This is a genomic window from Caballeronia sp. ATUFL_F2_KS9A (assembly GCF_023630765.1).
GTDB lineage: Bacteria > Pseudomonadota > Gammaproteobacteria > Burkholderiales > Burkholderiaceae > Caballeronia > Caballeronia zhejiangensis.
In genome coordinates this window covers 416,138-433,292 of record NZ_JALQEK010000032.1, presented here as the reverse complement: position 1 = coordinate 433,292, position 17,155 = coordinate 416,138, and the positions used below count along the sequence as shown (strand labels likewise).

Genomic DNA, 17,155 nt, shown 5'->3' with positions numbered 1-17,155 from the left:
CATTCAAATCATCATCAAACACCGCGCGAGACCCGCGTCTGCCGTCCTGCTGCGCTTGATGCGATCCCTCGGTGAGAGCATGGGCCATCCGTTATCGAACGGACGCGCCGTCGATCGGTCTTGAAAGTATGAACGCGGAACTTGCCGGTACGGCCAATGTGTTGCAACGCGTCGTGCGTACGATCCTGTTCGCCGATCTCGTCGAGTCGTGCCGGCTCGCCGAAGCGGACGAAGCGGGAACGGCCGCGCGCTGGCGCAATCTGCGCGCGGTCATTGAAAACCGCATCGTGCCGGAGCATCAGGGGCGGCTGATCCGCACCGAAGGCGACGGCCTCATGATGCTGTTCGAGCACGCGTTGCCGGCGGCGCGTTGCGCGCTCGACATTCAGGCGGCGTGCAGGGCGAGCGCGGCCGATCGCGGCGACGGCAACGCCGCGGCCGAGCCGCTCATGTTGCGCGAGAGTCTGCACGAGACCGAGCTTTTCGCGGACGAGCGCGACGTCTACGGACGCGGCGTGAATCTGGCCGCGCGTCTCTACAACCTCGCCGGACCCGGCGAAATCGTGATGTCGGATTGCGTGCAGGCGCGGCTCGCGGGCGTTTTCGACGCGTGCATCGAGGATCTCGGCGAGTGTCATCTGCGGCATCTGGCGCATCCGGTGCACGCGTTCCGTCTCGGCGGACCGGGGCCGCGTCCGGTGATCGCGCCGAACGCCATCGGCGCGGCGGTGCTGCGGCCTTCGATCGCGGTGATTCCGTTCGCGTCGCGCTGCCTCGACGCGAGCCATGACGTGCTCGGGGAGATTCTCGCCGACGACATCATCATCGGTCTCTCGGGCAGCGACGAACTGCGCGTGATCTCTCGGCTATCCACGAGCGCGTTGCGCGACCGGAGCGCGAACGCGTCGCAGGCGGGCGCGCTGCTCGATGCGCGCTACGTGCTGTCGGGCGCGTATCGCACGCATGGCGGCAAGATCGTGCTCGCCGTCGAACTCGCCGATACCAAACTCGCTTGCGTCGTCTGGGGCGAAACGCTCACCGACAGCATCGACGCCGTCATCGCGGGCGAAAGCACGCTCGTCGCGCACATTCATACGTCGGTTGGCACGCGGATCGTGGCGCACGAGCTCGAACGCACGCGCAGCCAGTCGCTGCCGACGCTCGAAAGCTCGACCTTGCTGCTCGGCTCGATTGCGCTGATGCATCGCGGCGTGCGCGACGAATTCGAGCGCGCCGGCCAGATGCTCGACGTGCTCGCGGAACGCGCGCGCGGCCAGGCGACGCCTTACGCATGGCTCGCAAAATGGCACGTGCTGCGCTTCAATCGCGGCTGGACGACGGACCGCGTCGGCGAGGCGCATTCCGCGCTCGCCTGCTCGCGGCGCGCGCTCGACGCCGATTCGCGCTCGTCGATGGCGCTCGCGGTCGAAGGTTTCGTCCGCACGAATCTGCTCAAGCAGCTCGATGCCGGCGAGGATTGCTACGAGCGCGCGCTGGAGGCGAATCCCAACGATTCGCTCGCGTGGCTGCTCAAGGGAACGCTTCATGCATTCAAGGGCGAGGGCGACGAAGCCGTCGCGGCGACGGGACATGCGCTCGCGCTCTCGCCGCTCGACCCGCTGAAGAGTTTCTACGAGTCGCTCTGCGCGACGGCGGCGCTTTCCGCGCGCCAGTACGAGCGCGTGATCGAACTCGCGGAGCATTCGCTGCGCAACGGGCCGAATAACACGTCGACCTTGCGCGCGCTCGCGATCGCGCAGGCGGAACTCGGTCTCGTCGACGATGCGCGGCTCACGATCCGCAAGGTGCTCGCGATCGAGCCGCATCTCACCGTGCGCGGCTTTCTGGAGCGTTCGCCGAGCGCGGCGTTCGAGACGGGCCGCATCTGGTCGGACGCGCTGCGGCGCGCGGGTTTGCCGTTGCAGTAGCCCGCAGGCATTCCTGACGAAGCAAAGAGGTGAACAAATGGCGACTCTCGGCGGAGTGGGCGGCGTAGGTGGTGTCGGTGGCGTGGGCGGCGTCGGTGGCGTGGGCGGCGTCGGGGGAGTGGGAGGCGTCGGCGGAGTCGGCAGCGCCGACATGCTCGGCGGCGCCGAATCGCAGACGATGGGTCTCATCGGCCATCGCGACGGCATCTGCGGGCCGTGGCAGCCGGGTCAGCCGTTTGGGATCAATCCCGAAGAGGACGAATTCCGGACGGACGCGAACGGCAATCCCGTTCGCAATCTCGACGACAACGGCCAGCTCTGGCGCTGGGACGACTGGGTGCGGGCGAGCGTGTTCGACTTCGAACTGGTGTCGAATCTCGCCTTCACGCTCTCGCCAAAGGATGCGGAAGAGGAGGCTGGCGGGACCGGCGTGACGCTGTGGGATCGCGGTTTCAGGATCGACCCGAACGACACCGCGCCCAAGTTCGATCCGCCCAAGCTGATCGTTCAGATGCATCGGCCGGGCAAGGACGTGTTCGTCAAGCAGCTCACGTTCATGGATCGCTACTCCGACCTGCGCGCCGAACGGGCCAATGAAACGCTGCTGCAGATGGGACCGCAAGCAGCCTTCTGGAGCTCGATTCTTTTCCTGAGTCCGCAGCGCACGCCGAAGACGCTCGAACTGCTCGGGACGGCGGTGCGTTTCGCGATCGCCGTGGAAATGCGTTTCAAGCACGCGCTCGCGTGCAGCCGCGCGATCGACTATTCGCCGCAAGTTCAGCCGATGATCCCGACGCCCGGCCACGGCTCGCTGCCGAGCGGACATTCGACGCAGGCGTACATCGTCGCGGGCGTGATGAACGATTTCTTCCGAGATTTACGCAACGCGCCGATGGCGACCGGCGCGCAGCCGTCGACGGCGCTGCACACGCAGCTTTACGCGCAGGCGCGGCGCGTCGCGCTCAACCGCACGATCGCGGGCGTGCACTTCCCGGTGGACACGGCGGCGGGGCATCTGCTCGGGACGACGCTCGCGGAGTATTTCGTGCATCGCTGCAAGATCGACGGCGATCGGGGCACCTTCACGCCGCGCACGTTCCGGGGCGACCAGTTCGACGGCGAAGAGGACTTCAACGATCAGGAGCCGCTCCTCTGGCCCGCCAACGCCACCGCCGCGCAGCAGACCGATCCGCCGACGATGGTGTCCCCCGATTACCCGCATATCTGGCTCGGCAAGCCGAAGCCGACGGGCGCAGGCTCGCCGATTCTCGCCTGGCTATGGAACGAGGCGAAGAACGAGTGGAACGGCAAGGGCTTGAGCGGAAATCGCGTGCCGACATGAACGCGATCTGGCAGGTCCATTCGGATGCCACGCCGCTGCTGGACGAAACCGAAGCCGGCGTGCTGGGCGTAACGCGCGCCGATCCATACCTCGTGTGGGCCGTTCTCACGCGATTCGCAGACCTGGGCGGCCCGCCGCCGGGCTTCGTGCCGATCGCCATCGAGACGGCGCAGGGCACGACGGCGCGCAAGCTCGCCGAGACGGTGCAGGGCAAGAGCGGGATATGGATGTCGGCGCTCTATCGTCATCCGGCCGCGGGTCTCGAAAACACGCGCTTTTGCACCGCATTCGTGACGGCGGCGTTTCTCGATCATCTGAAGACCGATCTCGCCGGCATGATCGAGCGCTTCACGCTCGCGATGCCGGTGCTGGCCGGCGAGCCGCCGCGCAGCGATCCCGTGCCGGTCACGAATCAGGACAAGCTCGCTCACGCGCCGCGTCGCCATGGCGCGCCCAAGGTCGTCGTGGTCGGCGCATGCGACGACGCCATCGCGTTCGCGCACGCGCACTTCTACGCCGATGCGGCCGGCACGGACTCGCGCGTGCGCTGTTTCTGGAATCAGGACGATCCGGCCAACGACGCGCAAGGGCTCGGATATGGGCGCGAGTTCCTCTCGGCGGACATTCACAAGCGGATGAACGACGTGCGGCGCGACGGCGTCATCGACGAAGAGGCGCTCTATCGCGATGCGGGCGCGACGGCGCTCGCCCGCGGATGGACGCACGGCACCGCGACGCTGGACCTCGCCGCGGGCGTCGATTTGCGGCGGCCCGATCTTTCGGCGCCGAATCCGAATGGAGCGCCGGATCCGCCGCCCGAACTGGTCGCCGTGCAATTCCGTCAGCCGGGCCGGACCGTGCGCGACACGTCCGGTCTCTGGCTCGACGCGAAGGCGCTCGATGCGTTGCGCTACATCATCGCGCGCACGCGGGACATTGCCGGCGATGTGAGCCGCGCGTTCATCAATATGAGCTATGGCTATTTCGCCGGTCCGCACGACGGCACGTCGATGCTCGAATGCGCGATGGACGAGCTCTCGCAAACGCAAGCCTGCTCGATCACGCTCCCGGCGGGCAACAGCAATCTCGACCGCTGTCACGGCACGCTGTCCATCGCAAAGGACGCGACAGAAGAACTGCGCTGGCGCGTGTTGCCCGAGTGTCTGACGCCGAGTTTCGTCGAAATCTGGCTGCCCGATATAGGAGATTCGAACATCGAAGTCGCGGTGCGGCCGCCCGGCGGCGGCGCGAGCGCGGGAATCCAGCCCGGCAGCGTCGCCGCCTGGACGCTCGGCAGCGAGCGCCTGTGCACGGTCGTGCATCTCGGCCGCGGCGCGCGCGGCAAACCGCCGATGATTCTCGTCGCGCTCGCGCCGACGATGACGCGCGACCCGAACCGGCGTCCCGCGCCGAGCGGCGACTGGATGATCGAGCTGAAGAATGCCAACCAGAACAGTGACATCGAAGTCCAAGCCTGGGTGCAGCGCAACGAGACGCCCTTCGGCTTCCCCGTACGCGGACGCCAGTCCCGCTTCGACGACGATGCTTACGTGCGCTTCGACAAATACACCGCGCCGCAGGACTACGACGGCCCCGATCCGCCGAGCTGGATCCGTCGCGAGGGCACGCTCAGTTCGATCGCGACGGGCTTTCAGACGTGCGTCGTCGGGGGCTATCGCAAGCAGGACCTGGCCACCGCGCCTTACTCCTCGTCGGGCTTCGACCGCGCGGGCAAGCCGCCCGATCGCGCCGGGCCCGACGTGGCCGCCGTATCGGATCGCTCGATCATCCGCAAAGGCGTGATGGCGGCGGGCACGCGCAGCGGCTCGGCGCTTGCGTTCGAGGGCACGAGCGCCGCCGCGCCGCAAATCCTGCGCAAGATCGCGGTGTCGCCGCCCCAGGGCGCCACCTTTTCGACGACGCCCCGTCAAGACACGCGCAACAAGGCGACGTTGCAGACGATCACGTCCGCCGGCGTCACCGAGCAAGGCCGCAAGCTCGACGCGGACGAGCGGGGCCGGCGCGTGTCGCAGGGCAACGTCGGCGCGGGCATCGTGAAAACGCCGCCGACGGACATCGAAGACCGCTGACGCCCGCTCATTCGTGCGCTTCTAGCGCGAGCAGATTCAGCACGATCAGGATCGCGTCGCGGTTCTCCGGCGCGATCGCGATGCCGAGCGTGTCCTCCATCCAGCGGCCGATTTTCGTCGCGGCGAAGGATTTCGGCGTCGCTTTCTTCTTCATCGTCACGCCGAGCTTGCGGGCGCGATAGTGATACGACGGCACCTCGTACCGGTCCGCGACGGCCTTGAGCCCGCCCTTGCGTTCGCCGCACGCGCCGAGACTCCCCGCGAGGACGATCCGGTCCGGCGCATCGAGCGCCGCGACGAACGCGCGCGCGAGACCGCGCACGTCCGCCTCGCTCAGACCGAATTCGGCGAGCGCGGCTGCCACCGGATCGTCGGGAGCGTGCGCGCGCGAATCGACTTCGGCCTGCACGCCGTCGATCTCGATCGACAGATTGCGCTGCAGGCTCGCGCTGCGCAGACAGTCGATCAGGAAGCGGCGAAAGTACGCGCACAGCGCATGCGCCGTGGACGGCGCGCTCTCCGGCGACGCGTGCGACGGACGCTGCTCGAAGTCGAGCCGCAACACGCGCGAGAAGAAGAATTGCGAGATCAGCTCCTCCTTGTCCTCGGGCAGTCCGCGCAACTCCGACGGGTAATAGCCGCGCAGCGCCGCCAACACCAGCTTGTAGATCTGGCCGATTTCGCTGTCGGAGAGACTCGTCCGGCGATGCCACAGTTCGGCGAGCGTCGACGTTTCGAGCGCGAAGGCGCTTGCGTCGCGATGAGTCAGCGCGTCCATGATGACGCTCCCGTTCCCCTGAATCCTCTGTGCGTGAACATGGCCCCTCCTGCGTTTGCTGCGCCGCCCGGCGCGTGGCCCGAGGCGTGTCGGCTTTTCAGCCGTTCCTGCGAGCCGGCGCTTTCAAATTAGTCACGGCGGGGCGCGCGCAAAATCGGCTGGATGGCCTACATCGAAAGTCGTAGAAAGGGGATGGCCATAAAGTTCTCGGCTGACCGGCCGATAGCGCATGAGGAATCGAGCGCCGGGCGTCATCTCGGCGTGGGCCTGAGGCGGTCGAACCGCAAGAAAAAGCAGTCGCAAAAGACTGACAAGAAACGAGAGAGGGCCGATGACTGGTGTCTACAATCCGCTGCTGGTCTGCCTGTCGCTGGTGGTCGCGTTCCTCGCGTCCTACACGGCGATGGAGCTGTCCGGCGGCCTGAATGCGCTTGCGAGCGCGAAACGCCGCCCCGCCTGGCTTGCCGGCGGCGCGGTGTCGATGGGCGTCGGCATCTGGTCGATGCACTTCATCGGCATGCTCGCGTTCTCGCTGCCGATTCCCGTCGGCTACGACGTGTCCATCACGGCGGCGTCGCTCGTGCTCGCGATCGGCGTGTCGTTCATCGCGCTCGCCACCGCGAGCCGGGGCGCGCTATCGTGGCCGCGCCTCGTCGTCGGCGGCACGATCATGGGCGTCGGCGTCGCGGCGATGCACTTCACCGGCATGCGCGCGATGGAGATGTCGCCGGGAATCGACTACACGGTCTGGAAAGTGGCGCTGTCGGTCGCGGTCGCGATCTTCGCGTCGATGGCCGCGCTCTGGCTCGCGTTCACGCTGCGCGCGTCGAACGTGGAGAACCGCGTCGTCAAGCGGCTCGGCGCGGCGATCATCATGGCGGTCGCCATCACCGGCATGCACTATCTGGGCATGGACGCGGCCAATTTCGCGCCGGGCAGCCTCTGCCTCGCCGATGCCAAACTCGACGCGAACTGGCTCGCGCTCGTCGTCACGGCGATGTCGTTCACCGTGCTCGTCGGCACGCTCGCGCTGTTCGCGCTCCACACGAGCAGCCTGTCGATCTCGCTGAAGCGCGCGAACCGGCAACTGCGCTATCTCGGCACGCACGACGCGCTCACGAGGTTGCCGAACCGCCAGCAACTCACGCTGCGCATCGCGCAGGCGATCGAAGACGGCGCGCGCCGCGCGTCGCCGTTCGCGGTGCTCTTCATCGATCTCGACGGCTTCAAGTCGATCAACGATTCGCTCGGTCATGGCGTCGGCGACGATCTGCTGCAGGTATGCGCCGAGCGTCTGCGCGAGGATTTGCGCCATACCGACATGGTCGCGCGGCTCGGCGGCGACGAATTCGTGATCGTGGTCGGGAACGCGGCGGACACCTCGGCGGCAATGACGGTCGCCAATGGCGTGCTGGGGCGTCTCTCGCAGGAGATCGTCGTCAACGGCTTGCCGCTGCGCGTGAGCGCGAGCATCGGCATTGCGTTTCATCCGCGCGACGGCGCGAACGCCGACGAACTGCTCCACAGCGCCGACGCCGCCATGTACGCCGCGAAGCAGAGCGGGCGCAATACGGTCCGCGTGTTCGAGCCGCAGATGAATCACACGGCGCTCAGGTCGCTGATCCTGCAACGTGACCTGCATCGCGCGTTGAGCGACGACCAGTTGAGCCTGTCGTTTCAGCCGAAGTTCAGCGTCGCGTCGCAATCGGTGACGGGCGTCGAGGCGCTGATTCGTTGGCGTCATCCGGAGCTCGGCGAAATCGCGCCGCTCGAATTCATTCCGATCGCCGAGCGCTCCGGCCTCATCGTCGAAATCGGCGACTGGGTGTTGCGCGAAGTGTGCCGCAACATCGCGCGATGGGACGCGGACGGCCTGCCGGCGATCTCGGTCTCGGTGAATCTGTCGCCGATCCAGTTCAACGTGCCCGATCTCGTCGCGCGCGTCGATGCGCTGATCGCCGCGTCCGGCGTCGATCCGTCGCGCCTCATGTTCGAGATCACCGAATCGACGGCGATGCAGAACATCGAACGGACGAGCCGCACGATCGAGGCGCTGCAAGCGCGCGGCTACGCCGTGGCCATCGACGATTTCGGCACCGGGTATTCGAGCCTCTGTTATCTGCAGCGCTTTCGTTTCGATCAGATCAAGATCGACGGCTCATTCGTGCGCGATCTCGATTCGTCCGGGCAGCGCGGCAGCGCGTTGCTGTCGGCGGTCGTGACGCTCGCGCGCGCGTTGCAGATCGAGGTCGTCGCGGAAGGCGTCGAAACGCAGTCGCAATTCCGCACGCTCGGCGAACTCGAATGCGATCAGATGCAGGGTTTTCTGCTGAGCCGGCCGATGCCCGCGGCGGAACTTCCGGGCTTCTTGAGCAGCATGGCGGGACGGATCGTCGCGTCCGGCCGCGCCTGCGCCGCGCCTATCGGCTGACGCGCGGCGCGCCCGCCCACAACGCGATCGCGCTCAGATTGTCCGCGCCGGCGGGCGCGTTGCGGCGCGCACGAGCCGCGAGCGCGGCGAGCCAGCTTGCGGCGTCGCCGGCATCGTCGATCGAATCGATCATCGACGCTTCGTCGAGATGTTCCCAGAAGCCGTCGCTGCAGACGAGAAACGCGTCGCCATCCTCGATCGGAAAGGGCACGCGCGCGGCTTCGATCTTCAGTTCGTCGTCGGTGCCGAGCGCCGTGTGCATCACGCTGCGCAGCCGGTATGGCTGCGCGCTGCCCTGATCGAGCGTCTGCAGGACGATGCGTCCGTTCCTGAAACAGTAGATGTGCGTGTCGCCGCAATGCGCCCAGTTCGCGTGTGCGCCTTGCGGGTCGATCGTGAGGATCGCGGCGGTCGAGCGCATGCGTTCGCGCGTGCCGCCGGCCGATTGCGCATCGACGATCGCGCGGTTCGCGGCGAGCATCGCATCGGCGAGTTGTCCCGTTTCGACGCTCTCGCCGCGCGTCGCGCAATCGCGCAGCACGTCGCGCATGGTGTCGACGACGAGTTGCGCCGCGACGTCGCCGCCGCCGAGACCGCCCGCGCCATCGGCGACGATGCCCGCGATCAGCCGGCGATGCGCGACCAGCACGAGCCGGTCTTCGTTGCTGTTGCGACCGCCCGGATCGGTGAAGCTGGCGAGATCGAATCGCATGGGGCTACCTTGAAGGCTTGTCATGGTTGGCGAACGTCGATGAGCGATGCGCGGGCCTTCCGCGCGGGCTACGCGATCAAGACGAACGCGCGTCCGCGCTTTTGAAACTCAAGGCGCGAGCCAGCCACGGCGAATCGGCCACGACGCGGCCTTGCGATAGAGCGCAATCAGCAAGCGCATCAGCGCTTCTCCGGCACGCGCCCAGAGCGGCGCGACGAGCGCATACGCGATGCACGCGACACCGATTGCGCCCGCCATATCGAGCGGAAAATGCACGCCGATGCGGACTCGCGCCCACGCGACCGCGACGCCCGCGAGCGCGGCAAGCAGGCCGTCATGCCAGAGACGCGCAAGCAGCAATGTCAGCGCGACGCTGGCGAAGAGCGTCCCGTGATCGCTCGGAAACGACGAATCGGGCACATGCTCGATGAACGTATGGCCGAGGCCGATCATGAACGGCCGCGGATGCATCCACAGCATGCCGATCAGCTGATTGAGCCCGAGCGCGAGGAACGTGACGCAGCACGCGCGCACGGCCGCGCCGCGTTGAAGGCGGCCGCCGAAGAGCCACATGAACGCGAGCAGCGCGGGAATGAGATAAACGAGATCTTCGGCGATGGCGATGGCAACGTCGATTTGCCATAGCGGCGTGGCGGCTCGCGCGTTGATCGCAAGGAACCACGCGCGGTTGAGCGCTTCGAGTGCATTCATGCGGCAGTTTCGCTGGTTACGATGATCCGGCCGATCGTATTCGGCGAAACTTATGCGACCCTTAGCCGTGGCTCGCGCGCGCTATTTGCCCTTTGAATTCTGCGCGATGGCTTCGTCGGTTTCCCAGCCGCCGCCGAGCGCGCGAAAGAGGTTGACCTGATCGATCGCGACCTGACCTTCGGCGGCCGCGACCTGCGCCGCGACGCCGGTGAGCGTGCGCGTCGCATCGAGATCGTTGAGGAAGGACTCGCGTCCCGCGCGATACAGGCGATTCGTCTCATCGGCGGATTCGATCGCCGATTTATACGCGGTGCGCAATGCATCAGCGCGCGTGGTGTCGGATGCGTAGGTCGCGAGGCTGCTTTGCGTTTCCTGCAGCGCCTTCAGCACGACGCCGTCGAAATGCGCGAGCGCGCCGCTCGCCGATGCTTCCGCCTGCGTCACGCGCGCGCGCTGACCGTTGATCGGAAAGCTCCAGCTGATGAGCGGCCCGAACGCCCAGCGGTTCGTGTTCGCGCCGAACAAGTCTTCCGCAATGCCGACGGAACCCACCGATGCGCCGAGACTCACCGACGGATACAGCGCCGCCGTCGCGACGCCGATGCGCGCCGTCGACGACGCGAGCTGCCGTTCGGCCTGACGCACATCGGGACGGCGCTTCAGCAGCGCAGCGCCATCGCCGACCGGAATCGGCGCGCGCAGCTTCGGCAGCTTCTTGCAGGCGAGCGCGGCTTTGGGCAAGTCGGACGGCGCGCGCGCGAGCAGCATCGCGAGCCGATACTGCGCGACGCGGCGGCGCGCGACGAAGCGCGGAATGTCGGCGGCGAGCGTATCGGCCTGAGTCTGTCCGCGCGTGACTTCCGACTGATTGCCGCGGCCCGCGTCGCGCAAACGCTGCGTGAGCTTCACGCGCTCTTTCTGCAGGTTGAACGACTTCTGCGCGATCTCCAGCTCTTCGCCCGCGGAGCACGATTCGACATACGCGCGCACGACATCCGCGACCACCGTGATGCGCGCGAGATCCTGCGCGGCCTCGACGGCTTCATCGTCCGCGTTCGCTGCTTCGACACCGCGCTTCAGCTTGCCGAAGAGATCGATCTCGTAGGAAATGGACAGATCGAGCGCGCCTTCGTTGACGACCGGAAGCTTCTCCGACAACAGATATTGCTCGGCCGATTCCTGCGCGCGCTGAAACGCGGCCGAGGTCTTGCCGGAGAATCCGCCTTGCTTGTTCGCGAACTCGACTTCGGCGCGCGAACGCGCGAGATTCGCGGCGGCGATGCGCAAATCCGTATTCGATGCGAGCGCCTGCGTGACGAGCTGATCGACGACGGGATCGTCATAGAGACGCCACCATTTCGCGGGCACTTCGCCTTGCGTGACGGGCGCGCGATCCGCGCCGTCGATGGCCGCGTTCGCGTAGGGCGCCTTGATCGCGGCGTTATCGGGCAGCGTGTAGTTCGGTCCGAGGGTCGTGCAGCCGAAGAGCGCGAAGGCCGACGAAGCCGCGATGGCGATCGCTTTCATGATGCGCGTGCGGTTCATCGCGATGTGCCCGACGTGCTCGAAGTCGGCGCGGGCGCCGATGCGGGCGACGTCTCCGACGCCGCGCGCTTGCCGATCTTCGGCCCGATGCCCCGCACCGAAACCGTCGCCGTGCGTCCCGCGATCATGCGGAAGTCGGCGGGGATCTCATCGAGCGTGACGCGTACCGGAATGCGCTGCGCGAGACGTACCCAACTGAACGCGGGGTTCACGTTCGGCAGGAGACTCGGGCTTTGCTGACGGTCGCGGTCTTCGATCGCCGCGACGATGCTCTGCACATGACCGCGCAAAATGTTGGCTTCGCCCATGACCTTGATATCGACGGGCTGGCCGATATCGATGCCGCCGAGCTTCGTTTCTTCGAAGTAACCCTCGACGCGGAACGATTGCATGTCCACCACCGACAGCACCGCGCGTCCCGCCGACACGAATTCGCCGGTGCGCGGCGCGCGATCGTTGAGATAACCGTCGACGGGACTCACGATCTCCGTGCGCTGCAGATTCAGGCGCGCGGTATCGATGGCGACTTCGGCATCGGCGAGGGCGGCTGTCGCCTGCTCGACGCGCGAATGCGTTTCCTCGACGACTTCGCGCGCGACGAGATTGCCGAGCGCGCGATTGCGCGCATCTTCGCGACGCGCCTGATCGAGCGTGGCGCGGCGTTGCTGCGCGGTCGCCTGCGCATTGCGCAGCGCGAGCGTGTAGCGCGCCTGATCGATCACGAAGAGCACGTCGCCTTTCTTCACCTGCTGATTGTCGGCGACCTTCACGTCGGTGATAAGGCCGGACACGTCGGGCGCGACTTGAATGACATCGGCGCGCACGTGGCCGTCGCGCGTCCACGGCGCGAACATGTAGTAATCGACGAGCTTCCACAACACGACGCACGCAATCGCGACGACGATGAGCGTAAGCAGAATCTGTCCGAGAGAGAACCAGGTTTTTTTCACGAGATGAGCCGCTGCGAAACGATGACGACAACGCCCAGCACCAGAACATAGATGCCGAGATCGAAGATGGAACGGTGCCACACGAAACGATAAAAGCCGACGCGCGCGAGCACGTTGCGAATCGCCAGATTCAACAGATAGGCGATGAACATCAGCACGAGCACGGCCGGCACGAAGACGCCGAGAATGTCGATTTCGCCGATCATGTATGGCGTTCCGATGAAGAATGAGTGACGAAGATCATGCCGGCTCTTCCTGCGTCGCGGGCGGATGCAATGAGAGCCGCATGCCGACGAGCGCGTGCAGCGTGTCGCGCAGCCATCTTTCCGCGGCCGCATTCTGCGACTGCTCGAGCGCGCGCGACGTGACCTGAGCGCTCGTCACATCGATGCTGCGAATCAGCTCGGGCGGCACCGGCTGTCGTGCGCGCCGCGCGATGCAGGATTCGAAGTAACGGCGCAGTGCGTCGAGCGTATCGTCGACGGATGTCTGTATGTCCAGCGGCAGCTTGCGGCGCGTGCGGCGCAGATCGAGTGCGTTGAGCGCGACACGAAAATCGCGAAAGCTTTCGATCGATGGATGACGATGCGAGTCCGTCGCGGCATGACGCGGCAAGAGCTGCATCAGACGGTCGAGCATGCGTGCGTAGAGATTGCGCTGATCCGCGATCAGCACCGAAGGCGACGCGCTCAGCACGATATCGGCCCACGCCGAGCGCGTGAGACGCGCGGCCGCGAGTTCGGCGCCGAACGGACGCGTCATGCGCGTCCAGATGAATGCGAAGAGCAGGCCCGCGACGCCCGCGAGATTGCTGTTGGCGAACACGAAGAAGTCCGCTTCGTAGGCGCTCTGGATGCTGATGAAGGTTGCGGTGTTCACGGCCGTGAGCATCGTGACGAGCGTGAAGCGCGGGCGCGGAATCAGCGTGCCGATAATAAGGAACGGCACCGCGAAAATCACGACGAGCATCGGGAAATCGTGTACGTGCGGCAAGACGGCGAACACGTAGAGTCCGGCGAGCACGACGCTCAGACACGTCGCGAGAAAGAACGTGAACACTTGCGGCGCGGGCTCGTCGAGCGCGGCGAAGAAGCAGCACGCGACGGCGGCGAGCGTCACGGCGGCCGCGCCGTCGTTCCATCCCGATTCGATCCACAACCCGCATGCAACGATGATCGCGCTCACCGCGACGCCGGTCGAAAAGAGCATCATGCCGCGATCGAAAAAGCGCGCGGTGCCGCCCAAACGCCAGTGACGGAAGTGCGGACGCCATTCGCTCGTCTCGTTGAGAATGGCCGCACGCAACGCGCGAATGTCCTGCCATACGTCGATGACCTGACCGAGACGCCACAGCGCATTCGAGAGCAGCGCGCCGTCCGCGCTCGCGAGCGCTTCGACGGGCGGACGCATCGCATTGATGCGCTCGCGGAAGGCATCGGGCGCGCGGTCGTTTGCGACATCTTCTTTGGCGCGCGGCGTGGGCGAGCCGACCCACGCGGCGACGTCCTTCAACAGCGCTTCGAGCCCTTCAGGATGCTTGCCGTGCTTCCCGATCAGTTCGATGAGCGGATCGGCCATCGATGAAATGAGCGGCAGAAAGATCTGCATGCGTCCCTGCAACGCGCGCGCACGCCGGATGATGTCGGGCCGCGTGTGATCGTAGGTCAATTGGCTCAGCAGGAATTCGAGTCCGTTGACGGTCGCCGCGAGCCGCTGCCGCGCCGCCGATATGGAGGCGCCCGCGATATGCCCCGAGAGCGTTTCGCTCGCGTAGAAGGCGGCGTCGCGGAACCATGCGTCCGTTCGTTCGATGAGCGTCGGCGCGAGGCGGCTCGGAAACACCACGCTGCCGACGACGCTCGCCACCACGATGCCGAGCAGGATCTCTTCGGTGCGCGTGATCGCGAGATCGAAGACGGCCGTCGGATTCGTGACGGCGGGCAGCGCGATCAGCGGCAGCGTGTAGCCCGCGAGCAGAAACACATAGCTGCGCGCGCTGCGGTCGAACATCGAGAGAAAGAGCAGCGTGCCCGTCCACAACGCGACGATCACGCTGAACAGATACGGCGATTCGACGAACGGCGGCACGATCAACACCGCGCCCGCCGCGCCGATCATGGTGCCGAGCGCGCGATACAGCGCCTTCGAGCGCGTCGCGCCGACGAACGGATTCGACACGATATAGACGGTCGCCATCGCCCAATAAGGACGCGGCAATTCGAGTCTGAGGCCGATGTAGAGCGCGATCATCGCGGCGGCGAAGGTCTTGGCGGAAAAGAGCCACTCGCGCGCGGATGGAAAGGACATGGCGCTATGCTCCGCGCTTTGCGGCGGACCGCGCCGGCTTTGCGGTTTGATCGCCGGCTTCGAGTGCCGCGAGCAGCTTCGCATCCGGCGACGCGCTGAATACGTTCAGCACGCGCAATGTCGTTTCCAGGTCTTCGCGGCTCACGCCCTTCAATAACCGCGCGCGCAGCGTGACGAGACGCTCTTCCATGCGCGCGGTGACGGCGCGGCCTTCGTCGGTAAGCGTGATGGTCTTGGCGCGCTTGTCTTCGGGATCTTCGTCACGGCGCACGAGTCCGGCCGCGCAAAGCTGATCGAGCAGCCGCACGAGCGATGGCCCTTCGATGCCGACATGCTCCGCGAGCGTCACCTGACGCACCGCCTCGCCGAGCCGGTTGGCCGTGAGCAGCGGCACGGCGCATGCTTCCGACACGCCGTACGAGGCGAGCACGCCGTGGCTCGTGCGGCGCCAGCGTCGCGCGGCAAGCACGAGCGTGCTGCTCACGGAGCGGCGCAGAAAGTCGAGATGAGTCATGCGGCGGGATTATAGCGAGAACTCTATTCGTTAGCATGCTATCGACTTATGTTTTTTCTTTCAGATTGCGTACGGTAGGCATGCCGGAGAGGCAAATTGGCGTGCTATCTTTTCGGCTCGATCATCCTGCCCGAGCCGCCATGCCGATTGCCTATATCCGTGGCTTGACTTCGCCCAGCCGCACCGATTCCGCCAACCGGCGTCTGGGCTGCGCGCTCGCCTTCGTCGCGGGCGCCGCGAACGCGGGCGGCTTTCTCGCGGTCGGACAATACACGTCCCATATGTCGGGGCTCGTTTCATCGATCGCCGATAACCTCGTGCTCGGCCAGATCGCCTTGGTCTTTTCCGCGATCGGCGCGGTCGGCGCGTTCCTCGGCGGCGCGGCGACTTCCGCGGTGCTCATCAACTGGGGACGGCAGCGGCGCGCGCATAGCGTGTTCGCAACGCCGCTTTTGCTCGAAGCGGCGCTTCTGCTCGTGTTCGGCATGCTCGGCGCCAATCTGGAGATGCATCGCGTGTGGGATGTGCCGTTGACCGTCGCGCTGCTTTGCTTCGTGATGGGCCTGCAAAACGCGATGATCACGAAGATATCGAAGGCGGAGATCCGCACGACGCATGTGACGGGTCTCGTGACGGACATCGGCATCGAGATCGGCAAGAGCCTTTACTGGAACCGCGGCGTCGCGCGCGACGATGCCTCTTATGTGCGCGCGAATCACGCGCGTCTCGCGCTGCTGAGTTCGCTCTTCGCGATGTTCATGCTCGGCGGTTTCGCGGGCGCGATCGGCTTCGCGCATCTCGGCTTCGCGACGACCGTGCCGCTCGCCGCGTTGCTGCTGCTGTTCTCGTCCGTGCCGCTCGCGGACGATCTCGCGGCAGGCAGACGCCGCCTGCGCCGCTAAACGGCCTCGGCCGCCTCCCTGACGAGCCAGTCGCGAAAGAGCTTCATGCCGTGCGAAAGACGCCGTGACTTGAGCCACGTGAGCCAGTAGCTGCCGGTTCTCACTTCGACATCGAACGGACGCACGAGCAGCCCGGCCTGCAACTCGCGCACGAACATGCGCGGCGGCGCGAGCGCGACGCCCGCGCCTTGCACGGCGGCTTCCACCATCAGGCGCGACGAATCGAAGACGGGACCGTTCATCGTCCATGCGTCGAGGCCCGCGGCGTCGAACCAGTCGCTCCAGTCGTCCGCGCGATAGGAGCGCAGCAACACTTCATTGACGAGATCGGATGGCGTGTAAAGACGCCGCGCGATGTCGGGCGCGCACAGCGCGGCGAGCGGCGCATCGAGCAGCAGCGCGTTATGCGTCGCCGGCCAGACGCCCGCGCCGAAGCGGATGGCGAAGTCGAGCCCTTCGGACGCGGGATCGACGAGATTGTTATGCGTGAAGAGCCGCAACTCGACGAACGGATGCGTCTCGCGAAACGCCTTCATGCGCGGCATCAGCCAGCCGACCGCGAACGTGCCGACCACGCCCACCGTCAGCACTTCGTGAAAGTGGCCCCCTTCGAACTGCTTGAGCACGGCTTCGATGCGGCCGAACGCATCGCTCAACACGGGCAGTAACGCGCGCCCTTCGTCGGTGACGCTGAGGCCGCGCGGGAGGCGTCTGAAAAGCGGCGTGCCGAGCCGTTCCTCCAGCGCGCGCACTTGCTGGCTGACGGCCGCCTGCGTGACGTTCAATTCCTGCGCGGCGCGCGTGAAACTCAGATGCCGCGCCGACGCTTCGAACGCGCGCAACGCATTCAGGGGAAGATGAGGTCGCATGGCTCGCATAAGTTTTTCTATTGCCAGCGGCAAATTATCCTCGATTGTCGAGGCGCGAAAAAGAGCGGATATTTCG

Annotated in this window: 14 protein-coding genes; 5 read left to right on the top strand and 9 right to left on the bottom strand. The window is 66.2% G+C overall.

All coding sequences use genetic code 11. From position 1 onward, the window contains the following. Positions 1–128: 128 nt before the first annotated feature. From NCS67_RS22770 to NCS67_RS22760, 3 genes are read left to right on the top strand one after another with little or no spacing between them, the layout of a single operon-like run. Entirely contained in the window at positions 129–1,928 is a 1,800-nt protein-coding gene (locus tag NCS67_RS22770; protein ID WP_250436710.1) for an adenylate/guanylate cyclase domain-containing protein, read from the top strand. Positions 1,929–1,965: 37 nt separating this feature from the next. Then, a complete protein-coding gene (locus NCS67_RS22765) occupies positions 1,966–3,270 on the top strand; it encodes a phosphatase PAP2 family protein (RefSeq protein ID WP_250436708.1) in 1,305 nt (434 codons plus the stop codon). Then, a complete protein-coding gene (locus tag NCS67_RS22760; RefSeq protein WP_250436706.1) occupies positions 3,267–5,360 on the top strand; it encodes a S8/S53 family peptidase in 2,094 nt (697 codons plus the stop codon). Before NCS67_RS22765 ends, NCS67_RS22760 begins: the two co-directional genes overlap by 4 nt. 7 nt (positions 5,361–5,367) lie before the next feature. Here NCS67_RS22760 and NCS67_RS22755 read toward each other — a convergent pair whose 3' ends face one another. Continuing rightward, positions 5,368–6,138, bottom strand: a complete 771-nt coding sequence (locus tag NCS67_RS22755; protein ID WP_008348380.1) for a hypothetical protein — start codon at positions 6,136–6,138, stop codon at positions 5,368–5,370. A gap of 331 nt (positions 6,139–6,469) precedes the next feature. Between NCS67_RS22755 and NCS67_RS22750 the strand changes: the two genes are divergently transcribed. Further along, entirely contained in the window at positions 6,470–8,569 is a 2,100-nt protein-coding gene (locus tag NCS67_RS22750; protein WP_175981115.1) for a putative bifunctional diguanylate cyclase/phosphodiesterase, read from the top strand. Here the strand turns inward: NCS67_RS22750 and NCS67_RS22745 are convergent. The 7 genes from NCS67_RS22745 to NCS67_RS22715 form a co-directional block, all read right to left on the bottom strand. Continuing rightward, the gene (locus NCS67_RS22745) at positions 8,559–9,281 is read right to left on the bottom strand and encodes a PP2C family protein-serine/threonine phosphatase (RefSeq protein WP_008348376.1); all 723 of its coding nucleotides are present in this window, start codon (positions 9,279–9,281) and stop codon (positions 8,559–8,561) included. The two genes, NCS67_RS22750 and NCS67_RS22745, sit on opposite strands and share 11 nt — an antisense overlap. A 108-nt stretch (positions 9,282–9,389) precedes the next feature. After that, a complete protein-coding gene (locus NCS67_RS22740) occupies positions 9,390–9,992 on the bottom strand; it encodes a phosphatase PAP2 family protein (RefSeq protein ID WP_175981113.1) in 603 nt (200 codons plus the stop codon). Between the two features lie 81 nt (positions 9,993–10,073). Beyond that, on the bottom strand, positions 10,074–11,519 hold the full coding sequence (locus NCS67_RS22735) for an efflux transporter outer membrane subunit (protein ID WP_409014138.1): 1,446 nt from the start codon (positions 11,517–11,519) through the stop codon (positions 10,074–10,076). Between the two features lie 14 nt (positions 11,520–11,533). Next, entirely contained in the window at positions 11,534–12,487 is a 954-nt protein-coding gene (locus NCS67_RS22730) for an efflux RND transporter periplasmic adaptor subunit (protein ID WP_008348371.1), read from the bottom strand. Then, positions 12,484–12,693 carry a DUF1656 domain-containing protein gene (locus tag NCS67_RS22725; protein WP_008348368.1) on the bottom strand — a complete coding sequence of 70 codons (210 nt, stop codon included), beginning with the start codon at positions 12,691–12,693 and terminating at the stop codon, positions 12,484–12,486. Before NCS67_RS22725 ends, NCS67_RS22730 begins: the two co-directional genes overlap by 4 nt. A 34-nt stretch (positions 12,694–12,727) precedes the next feature. Further along, entirely contained in the window at positions 12,728–14,794 is a 2,067-nt protein-coding gene (locus NCS67_RS22720; RefSeq protein ID WP_250436703.1) for an FUSC family protein, read from the bottom strand. A 4-nt stretch (positions 14,795–14,798) separates the two neighbouring features. Further along, on the bottom strand, positions 14,799–15,308 hold the full coding sequence (locus tag NCS67_RS22715; RefSeq protein WP_175981107.1) for a MarR family winged helix-turn-helix transcriptional regulator: 510 nt from the start codon (positions 15,306–15,308) through the stop codon (positions 14,799–14,801). 140 nt (positions 15,309–15,448) lie between these two features. Between NCS67_RS22715 and NCS67_RS22710 the strand changes: the two genes are divergently transcribed. After that, positions 15,449–16,210, top strand: a complete 762-nt coding sequence (locus tag NCS67_RS22710) for a YoaK family protein (protein WP_250436700.1) — start codon at positions 15,449–15,451, stop codon at positions 16,208–16,210. On the opposite strand, the gene NCS67_RS22705 is transcribed toward NCS67_RS22710, so the two are convergent. Beyond that, entirely contained in the window at positions 16,207–17,088 is an 882-nt protein-coding gene (locus tag NCS67_RS22705) for a LysR family transcriptional regulator (protein WP_284504130.1), read from the bottom strand. The genes NCS67_RS22710 and NCS67_RS22705 overlap by 4 nt on opposite strands. Positions 17,089–17,155: the final 67 nt, after the last annotated feature.